Origin of the sequence: Sinorhizobium mexicanum, assembly GCF_013488225.1 — a bacterium.
GTDB lineage: Bacteria > Pseudomonadota > Alphaproteobacteria > Rhizobiales > Rhizobiaceae > Sinorhizobium > Sinorhizobium mexicanum.
In genome coordinates this window covers 1402658-1415662 of record NZ_CP041238.1, presented here as the reverse complement: position 1 = coordinate 1415662, position 13005 = coordinate 1402658, and the positions used below count along the sequence as shown (strand labels likewise).

General features: G+C 61.1%; 15 protein-coding genes. 7 read left to right on the top strand and 8 right to left on the bottom strand.

Annotation, left to right across the window (positions count from 1 at the left end; all coding sequences use genetic code 11):
• Positions 1 to 132: 132 nt before the first annotated feature.
• Together FKV68_RS06645 and FKV68_RS06640 are read right to left on the bottom strand one after the other, a co-directional pair.
• Positions 133 to 1692, bottom strand: coding sequence for a phospholipase D family protein (locus FKV68_RS06645; RefSeq protein WP_180940757.1), 1560 nt, complete (start codon positions 1690 to 1692; stop codon positions 133 to 135).
• A 20-nt stretch (positions 1693 to 1712) separates the two neighbouring features.
• Complete coding sequence (locus FKV68_RS06640; protein ID WP_180941429.1) at positions 1713 to 2570, bottom strand: endonuclease/exonuclease/phosphatase family protein; 858 nt, start codon at positions 2568 to 2570, stop codon at positions 1713 to 1715.
• Between the two features lie 215 nt (positions 2571 to 2785).
• Between FKV68_RS06640 and FKV68_RS06635 the strand changes: the two genes are divergently transcribed.
• Positions 2786 to 4033, top strand: a complete 1248-nt coding sequence (locus tag FKV68_RS06635; RefSeq protein WP_180940755.1) for a cytochrome P450 — start codon at positions 2786 to 2788, stop codon at positions 4031 to 4033.
• A gap of 70 nt (positions 4034 to 4103) precedes the next feature.
• Here the strand turns inward: FKV68_RS06635 and FKV68_RS06630 are convergent, their stop codons facing one another.
• Entirely contained in the window at positions 4104 to 4919 is an 816-nt protein-coding gene (locus FKV68_RS06630; protein WP_180940753.1) for an SDR family NAD(P)-dependent oxidoreductase, read from the bottom strand.
• A 217-nt stretch (positions 4920 to 5136) separates the two neighbouring features.
• Between FKV68_RS06630 and FKV68_RS06625 the strand changes: the two genes are divergently transcribed.
• Entirely contained in the window at positions 5137 to 5595 is a 459-nt protein-coding gene (locus FKV68_RS06625) for a MarR family winged helix-turn-helix transcriptional regulator (RefSeq protein ID WP_180940752.1), read from the top strand.
• A 29-nt stretch (positions 5596 to 5624) separates the two neighbouring features.
• On the opposite strand, the gene FKV68_RS06620 is transcribed toward FKV68_RS06625, so the two are convergent.
• From FKV68_RS06620 to FKV68_RS06610, 3 genes are all read right to left on the bottom strand, one after another.
• A complete protein-coding gene (locus FKV68_RS06620; protein WP_180940751.1) occupies positions 5625 to 5969 on the bottom strand; it encodes a cupin domain-containing protein in 345 nt (114 codons plus the stop codon).
• 15 nt (positions 5970 to 5984) lie between these two features.
• Positions 5985 to 7268 (bottom strand): O-acetylhomoserine aminocarboxypropyltransferase, encoded by a 1284-nt coding sequence (locus tag FKV68_RS06615; protein WP_180940749.1) that lies wholly within the window; start codon positions 7266 to 7268, stop codon positions 5985 to 5987.
• Positions 7269 to 7385: 117 nt separating this feature from the next.
• Positions 7386 to 7814, bottom strand: a complete 429-nt coding sequence (locus tag FKV68_RS06610; RefSeq protein ID WP_180940747.1) for a CoA-binding protein — start codon at positions 7812 to 7814, stop codon at positions 7386 to 7388.
• Positions 7815 to 8012: 198 nt separating this feature from the next.
• On the opposite strand from FKV68_RS06610, the gene FKV68_RS06605 reads away from it, so the two are divergent.
• A complete protein-coding gene (locus FKV68_RS06605; RefSeq protein WP_180940746.1) occupies positions 8013 to 8849 on the top strand; it encodes an EamA family transporter in 837 nt (278 codons plus the stop codon).
• A 2-nt stretch (positions 8850 to 8851) separates the two neighbouring features.
• Here the strand turns inward: FKV68_RS06605 and FKV68_RS06600 are convergent, their stop codons facing one another.
• Positions 8852 to 9673, bottom strand: a complete 822-nt coding sequence (locus FKV68_RS06600; RefSeq protein WP_180940744.1) for an enoyl-CoA hydratase — start codon at positions 9671 to 9673, stop codon at positions 8852 to 8854.
• Positions 9674 to 9854: 181 nt separating this feature from the next.
• On the opposite strand from FKV68_RS06600, the gene FKV68_RS06595 reads away from it, so the two are divergent.
• From FKV68_RS06595 to rpsI, 3 genes are all read left to right on the top strand, one after another.
• Positions 9855 to 10286 (top strand): PaaI family thioesterase, encoded by a 432-nt coding sequence (locus FKV68_RS06595; protein WP_180940743.1) that lies wholly within the window; start codon positions 9855 to 9857, stop codon positions 10284 to 10286.
• Positions 10287 to 10510: 224 nt separating this feature from the next.
• Positions 10511 to 10975 carry a 50S ribosomal protein L13 gene (gene rplM / locus FKV68_RS06590; RefSeq protein WP_173510290.1) on the top strand — a complete coding sequence of 155 codons (465 nt, stop codon included), beginning with the start codon at positions 10511 to 10513 and terminating at the stop codon, positions 10973 to 10975.
• Positions 10976 to 10977: 2 nt separating this feature from the next.
• The gene (gene rpsI / locus FKV68_RS06585; RefSeq protein WP_136504255.1) at positions 10978 to 11445 is read left to right on the top strand and encodes a 30S ribosomal protein S9; all 468 of its coding nucleotides are present in this window, start codon (positions 10978 to 10980) and stop codon (positions 11443 to 11445) included.
• Between the two features lie 69 nt (positions 11446 to 11514).
• Here rpsI and FKV68_RS06580 read toward each other — a convergent pair whose 3' ends face one another.
• Positions 11515 to 11988, bottom strand: a complete 474-nt coding sequence (locus FKV68_RS06580) for an Lrp/AsnC family transcriptional regulator (protein WP_180940741.1) — start codon at positions 11986 to 11988, stop codon at positions 11515 to 11517.
• Positions 11989 to 12100: 112 nt separating this feature from the next.
• Between FKV68_RS06580 and FKV68_RS06575 the strand changes: the two genes are divergently transcribed.
• Complete coding sequence (locus tag FKV68_RS06575) at positions 12101 to 12892, top strand: phenylalanine 4-monooxygenase (RefSeq protein ID WP_180940739.1); 792 nt, start codon at positions 12101 to 12103, stop codon at positions 12890 to 12892.
• Positions 12893 to 13005 lie beyond the last annotated feature (113 nt).

The window sequence follows — 13005 nt, the reverse complement described above, 5'->3', positions numbered from 1 at the left end:
AATGGTCGCGGGCCATCCGCCTCAAGGTCTGACCTCCCCGACATGCCCATCTTGCCCCGATTGCTAACAGGCATTGCGGACGCATCGGTAAACGATCGGTAAAGCTCGCCACACTTGAAACGTGCCGCGCTTTCATAGTTGAGACTCCAGCGGCAAGAAGCGGATTGCTCCGGCGATCATCCGCCGAAGAATGCCAGCATCCGGCTCGCGCCGCAGCAATCTTTCCGTCCGGTTCGAGCGATCACGCCAGACCGGCCTGCCATTCTCCAACGCCAGCCTATAACTCATTTCCGGCAATGTCTCGTCGTCGAATATCGATTGAAGTTCCTTTGCCAACGCTTCATCCGAAAACACGACCCCCATTTCCGTGTTGAGCGAGGCAGAACGCGGATCGAAATTCATCGAGCCGACATATCCGGTCACCCCGTCGATGACGAAGGCCTTGGTGTGAAGGCTTGCATTGCGGGCGCCGAACAGAGACATGCGGTGCCGATCGATGAAATCGCCGCGCTCTTTGAGCTCGAACAGGTCAATTCCGCCGCGCAGCAGCCCTTTGCGATATTTCACATAGCCGCCATGTACGGCGGCGACGTCCGTCGCCGCGAGCGAATTCGTCAGCACGGCCACCTTCGCCCCCTTCTTGGCGAGCGCCGTCAGTTCGCGCGTTCCTTCGGCGCCCGGGATGAAATAGGGGGAAATGATGCGCAGATCGCGCTTGGCGGCGTTGATCAGCGGAAAGAGCTCACGCAGCAGCCAGTTTTGGCGCTTCTGCATCAGCGCCTTTTCAGGCGGATCGAAGGCAATACGGACGTCCGCGCTCCGGTGGAGCGGGCGGCTGCCCCGAAAGCAGCCCTTCTCTGCGACCGCCTTGTCGACCTGTTCCAGGTAGAAACGCGCGGCGGGGGTGCGGGCAAGCGCATCGAGCGTTTCACGCAGCGCCGGCAGAAATTGCTTGCGCGGCGTACGCAGCGCCGCGATCGGCAGGACGGAGGCGCTGTTCCAGTAGCGATCGAACATCTCCGTCGCCTGATCGACGACCGGTCCAATCATCCACACATCCAGATCGCGAAAGTTCGAGAGTTCGGCCGCGTCGAAATAGGCATCGCCAATATTGCGTCCGCCGGCAATCGCCAACCGCCCGTCCGCTACCCACAGTTTGTTGTGCATGCGGCGTGTTGCGCTGAACGCGCGGATAGCCATCTCGAAGCCACGGCGAAAGCGGTCCGTCCGCGCCCGGCTTGGATTGAACAGGCGCACCGCGATATTCGGATGAGCATCGAGCGAGATGCACAGGCGATCATGGATGCCCGCATTGATATCGTCGAGCAGCAATCGAACGCGCACGCCGCGGTCGGCGGCCATGACGAGTTCGCGGGTCAGCAGAAACCCGGTCAAATCGTCCTTCCAGTAGTAATATTGCAGGTCGAGGCTACGCCCGGCTCGCCGCGCGGCGTGCGCTCTCGCGACAAACGCCTCGATGTTGTCGGATATCAACGCCACGCCGCTTTGGTGAGGATGATCGAGCAGAAGCAAACCGGTATCTAGATCGATCTCGGTTTCGTTCTCGCCCACCGGCAGCGCAAAGGAGGGCTGCGCCTGCGGGCGACGTCCGAACCGCCCGTAGATGTAGAGGATCGCCGCACCGGCAAGGGCGATCACAACGGCAAGAAAGAGCGTAATCCAGAGCACCATCGCACGCCGCCTCAGCCCGCTTAAGCCGGATCCGTCCCAATCAGTTCGGTGCGACCTTGATCGTTGTCGCTTTTGTGAACGGCCTTCAGATCAATCGATGCCTTTACCGGCAGGTGGTCCGAAGCAACGCGCGCAAGCGGTGAGTCGTGCACCGCCACCGACGTGACCAGATGATACGGATTGCCAAGCACGCGATCGAGCGGCAGCAGGGGAAAACGCGACGGAAAACTGGCAACAGTTGCGTGCGATGGATCGAACGTCGGGCTCAGAAACTTGAGCGATGAACGTTTGCCCATGCGCCATTCGTTGAGGTCGCCGATAAGCAGCGTCGGCCGGCCGACCCCATCGGCTGCGGCGCGCAGAAGGGCTTCGGCCTGCTGGGCTCGCGAGTGACGCAACAGTCCAAGGTGGGCGGCGATCACCCGCAGCGGCCCGGCCTTGAGGTCGAGATCGACGACCAGCGCGCCCCGCGGCTCGACACCAGGCAGCCTCAACTGGCGGATGTCAGAAACCGCCCCTTCTCTCAGCAAGAGGACGTTGCCGTGCCAGCCGTGCCCTTTGGCCGAAAAGGGCGAGATCGGCACCGAAACCAGATGCGCCTCGCGCCGCAGGTGTTCGAGATCGAGCAGACCGGCCCGTTCGCCGAAGCGCTGGTCCGCCTCCTGCAGGGCTACGATATCCGCCCCGATCTCGCCGATGACCTGAGCCGTGCGTGCTGGATCAAACCGGCCATCGGTGCCGACGCATTTGTGGATGTTGTAGGAGGCTATGACGATGTCCCCGCGGTCCACCGCCGCATCGCGCGCCACCACCGTGGGCCGTCGCTTGCGGATCGCCGCCAGAATACCTGCGGATAAACTGTTCTGAACTTTTGCCATGCCGCTCCCTGCTTGCTGCCGCATCATGCTCAAATAGGTTGGCCCATGCCACCGAAAAAGTCCGGGCCAAGCATCTTGTTCCTTCCGAGCCGTCGGACTCGTGTCGAGAGGCGGCACCGCACATCCGCCGCTCGATTGGGCTTGCAGCACCCGTGTCCGGAGCAATAGAGAGTGAGGTGAAGCAGCAAGTCTAGCCATACGTGAAGAGTTGAGTCATGCCTGTTCCTCCCGGTATTTCGATCGACGGTTCCAGCCGCCACGTTTCTCTCGACGTTCGCAATCCGGACTTCTTCCGCAATCCGCTCCCTGCCTATGGGGCCCTCCATGCACACTGTCCGGCCTTCTTCTGGGAGGAACGGCAGCAATGGTACTTTGCCAGCTATGATCAGGTGAACGGCCTTCTGCGTGACCGCCGTTTCGGTCGCCAGATCCTGCATGTCGCGACGCGCGACGAACTCGGGATGCCGGAGCCGAAACCGCATCTGAAGGATTTCGATGCGCTGGAGGCGCATTCGTTGCTGGAACTGGAGCCGCCGGCGCACACGCGGTTGAGGACGCTCGTCAACCGCGCTTTCGTTTCGCGGCAGATCGAACAGCTAAGACCGGAGATAGAGGCGCTTTCGCACGCCGTCATCGATAGCTTCGAGAAGAACGGCGAGGTCGAATTGCTGAAGACCTATGCCGAGACGATCCCAGTAACCATCATCGCGCGTATGCTGGGGATCCCTGTGGGAGCCGCCCCTCGCCTCCTCGACTGGTCGCATCGCATGGTCCGGATGTACGTCTTCAACCCGAGCTTCGAAACGGAGCTCGATGCCAATCAAGCGTCCGCCGAATTCGCCGCGTATCTCCGCGACATCATTGCGAACAAGCGCGCCAATCCGGGCGACGATCTGCTGACGCATATGATCATTTCGGAGAAGGATGGGGAGCGACTCTCGGACGCCGAGCTGATCTCGACGACCGTCCTGCTCTTGAATGCCGGCCACGAGGCGACGGTCCATCAGATCGGCAATGCCGTGCGTACAATCCTTCAATCGGGTCTTTCCCCGGCGGAACTCTTCGCAACCGAGGACGCGACGGAACGGACCGTCGAAGAGTGCCTGCGCTTCGCCGCACCGCTGCATATCTTCCAGCGCTATGCGCTGACGGATATAGAGCTCGAGGACGGCATCGCCCTCAAGAAGGGCGACAAGATCGGACTAATGCTGGGTGCGGCCAATGTCGATCCGCGGAAGTTCTCGGCACCCGACACATTCAAACCGGATCGGGACGAAGGTCCGAACGTTTCATTTGGTGCGGGCCTGCACTTTTGCATCGGCGCGCCGCTCGCGCGCCTCGAACTCAAGCTTTCCCTGCCGATCCTGTTCCGACGCCTGCCCGGCATGCGGCTCAAGCACGAGCCGCATGTCAAAGACAGTTTCCATTTCCACGGCCTGGAGCGTCTGGATCTCGTCTGGTAGTCGGCGGGTCGACGGCGGTAGAGCTTGTCATTGCCTCATAAAACCGCTGGGCACTTTTCCTGGAATTATTCTAGACGGCCTCGGCCCGCCGCACCCCGTAGCGCTCCGCCGGCCGGTCGTGGGACAGATTGGGCGCGAGCACCATGCGCGCTTCGAACAAGGCCTGCCAATCGCGCGCATCCGGCAGCGAGGGAACCGTGATCAGTTCGCCCTGGTCGAAGCCCGCAAGGGCCGCATCGACCATGTCCGTCACATCCATAACCATCGAAGGATCGAAGCGGCTCGAGGATACGCCGGCGCGTTCGAAGATCTCAGTGCGAGTGATGCCCGGCAGCACGGCTTGAACCCTGATGCCCTTGTCCGCGACTTCCGCATCGATCGCTTGCGTGAGATTGAGCACGAATGCCTTGCTTGCACTGTATGTGCCGTTGAACCGCTCGGGAATGAGCGCGACGACCGAGGCGATGTTGATGATCGCACCCCTGCCACGTTGGGCAAAGGTCTGCGCCGCGGCGACTGCCAGGCGATTTACGGCGACAATATTGAGATCGATCATCGTGTCGAGATAGTCAGGGTCGTCGTTCAACAGCGGTCCCTTCGGCCCGATGCCGGCATTGTTGACGAGAAGCTCGATCGCGCCGTCTTCGCGCAACCGTTTCTCCACGGCTCGCACATCGTCCTTCGACGTCAAATCCGCTCTCAGGACATCCACTTTGACGCCGTGTTGCGCGCCAAGGCGGGCGGCGAGTTCGCGCAGGCGCTTTTCATCACGCGCGACGAGAACGAGATTGTGCCCGCGCCGCGCGAGACGGTCCGCATAGGTGGCGCCGATACCTGAAGAAGCGCCAGTGACCAGCGCCGTTCCCTTGTTGACTGCTGCACTCATTTTTCGCTCCGTCGTGGTTAAATTTACTGGTATATGCCACTATATAATCCACAACTGGACGCTCGACAAGTGAGGCACTACGAAAGTGCTAGAGTGCCGCGCCTTCGGACAAACGCCAAAGGACGCTGTAAGTCTTTGAATCTACGCATCGTGCTTTCCGAAAATCGATTCCGATTTTCGGGCCGATGCTAGCGCGGCAGCGCAGAGGAGGCGATTGGTGACGAAGGAAGATATCGGCGTATGGGATGTCTGCACCAACACTGCGTTGAGGCGCGCGTCGCGCCAACTGAGCCAGCTTTATGACGATGTCCTCGCGCCAAGTGGCCTCAAGATCACGCAATTCTCTCTGCTGAGCCAGATCTGGCGAAGCGGTGACGCCTCGCTCAAGACGCTCGCCGACCTCATGGTCATGGATCTCTCGGCGCTCGGTCACACATTGAAGCCGCTCATTCGCGACGGCTATGTCGAGCTCGTGCCCGATCGCAATGACCGCCGCGTGAAGCGGGTGCGACTCACCCCGCTCGGCTTGAGGAAACAAGAGGAAGCGCTGGCACTTTGGGCCGAAGCGCAGGCGCGCTTTGAGAAAAGTTACGGCAAGACGCAGTCGGAAGCGCTGCGCAAGGACCTGAACCTGATCGCAGCCAGCAGCTTTGCCGATGCCTTTAGAAGTGGCTGAGACGGAGCATTGGTCGCGGTGTAGCGACGTTACAGGCGGATAACATAGTCCTTCCGAGTCGTTTCAACGACTTCCCAGGTTCCCTTGAAGCCGGGTCTGAGGATCATGCTGTCACCGGCCCTCAGGTGGATGGGCTCCCGCCCCTCCTCCGTCACGATCGAATGGCCGGACAATACGTGGAAATACTCCCACTCGTCGTAAACGATCCGCCACTTTCCGGGGGTCGCTTCCCAGATGCCCGCATAGAGCTCGCCGTCTGCCTCCTCCAGGTTCCAAGTGCGAAACTCAGGATTCCCGGAAATCAGCCGGTCGGGCGCCGGCGCTCCAATCTCGGCTTCGATGGAGGACAGATCAAACTTCAGGAAACTGGTCATGGGTGCACCGCCGTTTCAGATCTTCGCAAGCGACTGCTCAAGGTCGGCGATGATATCGGCAACGTCCTCGATGCCGACGGAGAGCCGGATAACGTCGGGCCCGGCGCCGGCCGCGACCTGCTGCTCCGGCGTCAACTGGCGATGCGTGGTCGATGCAGGGTGGATGACGAGCGACCGCGTGTCGCCGATATTGGCGAGGTGCGAGAACAGTTCGAGCCCCTCGACGAAGCGTTTTCCAGCGTCGTAGCCACCCTCGAGCCCGAAGGTAAAGACGGCACCCGCCCCCTTCGGAGAATAGCGCTTCTGAAGCGCGTTGTTCGGATCATCGTCCAGACCGGAATAGCGAACCCAGGATATCTTGTCGTGTTCCCTTAGCCACCGTGCGACCGCCAGCGCATTGTCGCAATGGCGCTGCATCCTGAGCGGCAGCGTTTCGATGCCGGTCAGGATCATGAACGCGTTGAAGGGTGAGATCGCCGGCCCGAAATCGCGCAGGCCGAGCACCCGCGCCGCGATGGCGAAGGCGAAGTTGCCGAAGGCCTCCTGGAGCACGACGCCGGCATATTCCGGGCGCGGCTCGGAAAGGAGCGGGTATTTGCCCGACTTCGACCAATCGAAGGTGCCGCCATCGACGATGATCCCGCCCATCGAATTGCCGTGGCCGCCGATGAACTTTGTCAGCGAGTGAACCACGATGTCCGCGCCGTGCTCCAGCGGCCGCAGCAGATAGGGTGTCGCCATCGTGTTGTCGACGATCAACGGCAGGCCATGTCTGCGCGCCACCTCGGCGATTGCCGCGACATCGACGAAGGTGCCACCGGGATTGGCAAGACTTTCTACGAAGATCCCCTGGGTCCGCTCATCGATTTTGGCATCGAAGCTTGCGGGATCCGAGCAGTCCGCCCAGCGAACCTGCCAGTCGAACGATTTGAAGGCATGGCCGAACTGATTGACCGAGCCGCCGTATAGCTGTTTCGCGGCAACGAAGTTGTCGCCCGGCCGCATGATCGTATGGAAGACCAGAAGCTGCGCCGCATGTCCAGACGCGACCGCCAGTGCCGCCGTGCCCCCTTCGAGCGCAGCGATGCGCTCTTCCAGCACGGCTTGCGTCGGATTCATGATCCGGGTGTAGATGTTGCCGAACTGCTGCAGGCCGAAGAGTGCGGCCGCGTGATCGGTGTTGTCGAAAACGTAGCTCGTCGTCTGGTAAATCGGCGTCACCCGCGCGCCAGTCGTCGGATCCGGCTGGGCCCCGGCGTGAATTGCAAGCGTGCTGAAACCGGGACCGGCTTTCGTCATTCGTTCCTCCCTGAGCCCTCCAGCGCCGCGCGTCGTAATCAGACCCGCAAAGTCACCGAAGTACCTTGTATTGTTGCATTATTTGCCGGTAGCGCCTGCGATCAAGGCATCATGCAGTCAGCCTATGAGGCGCGGATATTCGATCGCGGGGCAGCGGTCCATGACGACCTTGATCCCGGCGGTCTCCGCCTTGGCGGCAGCCGCGTCATCCCGCACGGACAGTTGTCCCCATATCACCTTCGGCAAGGACGGAAGCTCAAGGATTTCGTCGATGAGCGCAGGCAGTGCATGTGCGGCGCGGAAGACATCGACCATGTCGATCGGCTCGTCGATATCCGAGAGCCTCGCCACGACTGGCTGGTCAAGGATCGTCCTGCCGACCTGCCCCGGATTGACCGGAATCACGCGATATCCCTTGCGCAACAGAAATGCCATCACGCGGTGACTCGGCCTCTCTGCCTTGGGCGAGGCGCCGACCAGGGCGATCGTCTTCGTCGTGCGCAGGATGTCGGCGAGATAAAAATCCGGATAGACGTCGTGATTCATGCTGCACATCCAGGGATTATTCGTACGGGCGGATACTTGGCCCCGCGCGCCGACAAGTCAACCGAACGTCGGCGGGATCGTTCACCATTTCAACAGCCGCGCCGGCATTTCGGCTTCGCCTGATGGAATCCGATTGCTTTTCGCCCGGCCTCGCTCCACAACTCCGGAGCGCTCCACATCGTCCCGCCGAGGTTCATTTTGCCGCTTGATGTTATCGTGCTTGTCCTCTTCGGAGCGCTTTTGCACGCAACCTGGAACGCACTCGTCAAGGCCGGTTCGGAAAAGTCGCTGGATGCCGCCATGATCGCGCTCGGCGCGGCGGCCGTGGCAGTGCCTTTCCTGCCGTTGCTGCCGCTACCCAAATCCGAAGCGTGGCCCTTCATCCTGGTTTCTGCAATCTTCCAGTTCGCCTATTTCCAACTGGTCGCGGCGTCCTATCGCGCCGGTGACATCGGCCTCGTCTATCCATTGATGCGCGGCGTCGCACCGCTCATCGTCGCCTCGACGAGCAGCATCGTTGTCGGCGAGGAACTAAGCCGCGGGGCCGTTGCCGGAATCATGACGATTTGCGCCGGCGTCCTCACCCTCGCATTCGAAGCCCGCAAGGGCCGCAAGCATGCGATCCTGTTGGCGCTCGCCAATGCCTGCGTGATCGCATGCTACACCTATGTCGACGGCGTCGGCGCGCGGATCTCCGGCAATGCCATTTCCTACACGCTATGGATGGCTTTGCTGCCGCCCGTGCTTCTGTTCGTCTGGGCGTTCGTTCGGCGCGGCGTCAAGCCCGTGCTGCGCCATGTCCATCAGCATTGGTGGCGCGGGCTGATCGGCGGTGCCGGGTCGATCGGTGCCTACGGGCTCGCGCTCTGGGCGATGACCAAGGCGCCGGTCGCAACGGTCGCGGCGCTCCGCGAAACATCGATCCTATTCGCGGTTGTAATTTCCGTCGTCTTCCTCAAGGAGCGCGTCAGCATCTGGCGCATCGCCGCCGCATCGGTCATCGCGGTCGGCGCTTTGCTTCTGAAGCTTGCCTGACGTCAGTCCTCTTTCCACTCCGGCATGCGCTTGCCGAGAAAGGCTCCTATGCCTTCTTCGGCATCGCGCGCGAGCATGTTCTCGACCATCACACCAACCGCATAGTCGTAGGCGTCCGCCAATGGCAGTTCAGCCTGCCGATAGAAGGCTTCCTTGCCGATTTTCAGCGCCTGCGGCGACTTCGAGGCGATGACGGCGGCGTATTTGTCCACCACCTGGCGCAGGTATTGCTGCGGCACGATGCGGTTGACGAGGCCGAAATCCTTGGCCGTGGAGGCGTCGATCGTCTCGCCGGTCAACAGCATCTCCATCGCCTGCTTGCGGTGTGCGGCGCGCGAGAGCGCAACCATCGGCGTCGAACAGAACAGACCGATGTTCACGCCCGGCGTGCAGAAGGTCGAGCTATCCGTGCAGATCGCCAGATCGCAGCTTGCCACCAACTGGCAGCCGGCAGCCGTCGCCAGACCATCGATCTCGGCGATCACCGCCTGGGGCAGCCGGGTGATCTTCACCATCAGGTCCGCAGCGAGCCGGATCGTGCGCTCGAAAAAGGCCCGGCCGCGATCGTCGTCAGCTCGATGCTGGGTCATTTCCTTGAGATCATGACCGGCGGAGAAGAGCTTGCCCGCAGCCGCGATCACGATCACCTTGATGTCCTTCGACGTAGCGACCGCCTCGAACTCGGCCAGGAGTGCCTCCATCAGGGCGATCGAGAGCACATTCGCCAGCGGGTTGTTGAGCGTCAGCCGCAGGACCGGGCCGTTTACCTCGCGCAGCAGCAAGCCGTTCGGCTCTTCCTTCCTGAATGAAACGACGTCCGCCATGACCTTCTCCGAATGATTGCCGTTGGCAACGCGTGGTACGCCGCTCAAGCCGCGCTTTCAAGCCTGCTCCATACGCCCTTTGCGCGTCTGGTAAGAGAGGCGCGGCGCTGTAAGACCATTTTCCAGCTTGCGTGTTCGGCGCGGACATCCTGTAACGACAGCAGAGAAGAGGAGGAAAGCGATGACCCTGCAGCCGATCATGACCGTCGATGAGTTGAACCGCTTCCTCGATACCGATTTTCCGCAGGTCCATACGGACGGCAAGGTCTTCGCAGTAACCGGTACCGGGCCGGGCTTTGCAACGATGCGGCTCGATCCGAACGAACGACACATCCGTCCTGGTGGCACAGTGTCCGGCCCGACGCTGTTCGCTCTTGCCGACGTATCCGCCTATATCGCGCTGATTGCGCATATCGGCCCGATTGCCCTTGCCGTTACCACCAGCCTCAACATCAACTTCCTGCGAAAGCCCGAGCCGGAGCCGCTCGAATGCACCTGCCGCATCCTGAAACTTGGCAAGCGGCTCGCGGTTCTCGATGCTTCGATAACGGCCGTCGGCGGCGACGAATTGGTTGCTCACGCTACTGCGACCTATTCGATTCCGCCGCGTTAAATTGTGGTGTCATCAAACCACATATGTAAGTCATTGATTTTCCGAAGCATTCTTTTGCACGATACGAGGCGATGCCCTTGACGGCATTTTCGCACTTGCGTATAAGCTGCCCGCAGATCGCGGTCCCCTTCGGGCCGCCTTCTTTTTTGACCCGCCCGCGGGTCAAACCAAGCAACAAGAAACGCCCGGCGGTACGCTTCCGGGTCCAAAGAAAGAGTTTAGATATGGCAACCTTCGTTCAGAAGCCTGCAGAGGTGGAGAAGAAGTGGATCATCATCGACGCCGAAGGCCTCGTTGTCGGTCGCCTCGCTTCCATCATCGCAAATCGCCTGCGCGGCAAGCACAAGGCCACCTTCACCCCCCATGTTGACGACGGCGACAACGTCATCGTGATCAACGCCGAGAAGGCCGTTCTCACGGGCAAGAAGTACACCGACAAGAAGTACTACTGGCACACCGGTTACCCGGGCGGCATCAAGGAGCGCACCGCGCGCCAGATCATCGAAGGCCGCTTCCCGGAGCGCGTCATCGAGAAGGCCGTTGAGCGCATGGTTCCGCGTGGCCCGCTCGGACGTCGTCAGATGAAGAACCTGCGTGTCTACGCCGGCTCCAACCACCCGCATGAAGCACAGCAGCCGACCGTCCTCGACGTCGCCAAGCTGAACAGCAAGAACACAAGGAGCGCCTGATAATGGCTGACCTTTCCGCTCTCAAGGATATCGCCACGACCGCGGAACCGGCTGCTCCGGTTCACGTCAAGAAGGTCGACGCGCAGGGTCGTTCCTACGCGACCGGCAAGCGCAAGGACGCTGTCGCCCGCGTTTGGGTGAAGCCCGGCTCCGGCAAGATCACCATCAACGGCAAGCCCTATGCGGCTTACTTCGCTCGCCCGGTTCTGCAGATGATCCTGCAGCAGCCGATCGTCGCTGCTGCCCGTGACGGCCAGTTCGACATCGACGCGACCGTTGCCGGTGGCGGTCTCTCCGGCCAGGCCGGTGCCGTTCGTCACGGCATCGCCAAGGCTCTCACCTACTTCGAACCGGGCCTGCGCTCCGTTCTGAAGCGCGGTGGCTTCCTCACCCGCGACAGCCGCGTGGTCGAGCGCAAGAAGTACGGCCGTGCAAAGGCACGCCGTTCGTTCCAGTTCTCCAAGCGTTAATCGCTGGCAGTTACTGCACTTCCAAGGCCGGGCATGTCCCGGCCTTTTTTGTTGCGGAATTTCAATGAGTCAGATCGGCAGTTCCGTGGTCGACTTGAGCTCCCTCAGCACGAAGCTCGACACCACCGTCCGCACATGCGGATTGCGCATAAGGTAGCGTGTCATGAAGGCGTCATAGCTTTCGACATCCGCCGCCCGGATCTTCAGCATATAGTCGAACGTCCCCGAGAGGGCGTAACATTCCATGATTTCCGGCCTGTCCCTGACCACGGCCGAGAACGACTCGATCGCCTCGTCATGGTGATCCTCGAGTGTCACATGGGCGATGATGCAGAGCTTCAGATCCAGCTTTGCCGGATCGAGCAGCGCCACGCGCTTGCGGATCACGCCATCAGCCTCGAGTTCCTGCAGACGACGCCAGGCCGAGCTTTGCGACATGCCGGCCTTCTCCGCCAGCTCCGCGAGCGACTGGCCGCCGTCGGCCTGGATCAGGCGAAGCAATCGGCGCAACGGCTGGAACGATTCCTTCAAATCTGACGGCATTTCGAAAATTCCTCCCGCCAGGACGCCGGCAACCGGCAACTGTGAAACAAATACTCAGCCCGTTGGGGATACAATTGCAACAGCAATCTGTTCTGACGAATGAGGAGACGTCATGACCAAGCAAAGCACCTACACCGCGAAACTGCCGGAACCGGACGGCACCTATCTCTACACACCGGAGGAAGATGCGGTCTGGGGCGAACTCTATCGGCGGCAGATGAAGCTGCTTGCCGACAAGGCATGCGACGAGTATCTCGAAGGCGTGCGGACCCTCGGCCTCAATCCGGACCATGTCCCGCAGCTCAAGGACGTCAACCGAAGACTTGCCGAAACCACGGGCTTCGGTGTCGAGGGCGTGCCGGCGCTCATTCCGCCTTCCCGCTTCTATGAGCTTTTGTCCCAGGGCAAGTTCCCGCTCGCCACTTTCATGCGCCGGCGGGAGCACATCGACTATATCGAGGAACCAGACCTCTTCCACGAGGTATTCGGCCATTGCCCGCTGCTGACAAACCGGAGCTACGCCAACTTCGTCCGGCGCTTTGGCCAAAAGGCAGTCAAGCTCGGCAAGGACTATTCGTGGCACCTGTTCCGTATTTTCTGGTTCACGATCGAGTTCGGCCTGATCAACACGCCGAAGGGCCGACGCTGCTTCGGAGCAGGCGTCGTTTCGTCGCCGAGCGAAACACACAACGCAATGGAGCCGTCGACCAGCGAGTTCCGTCCCTTCGATCTGATGAGCGTTCTGCGGACGCCCTACCGCATCGATATCGTCCAGCCGATCTACTACGTCATTCACAGCTTTGCCCAGCTCGAAACGATCATCGAGGAGGACATTGCGGCGCGGATCAACGAGGCCAAGGCGCTTGGTGATTTTGAGCCGACCTTCGAGGCCAAGGCGTCCTAAGGGTATCCCCCGCTGCATGTTTCGTTACATCGTACCCGATTTATGGACAAAACATGCAGCAACTCAAAGTGCCACGGCGTCCTTTACGCGTCCAGAGGCCCGCAGCGCGTAGA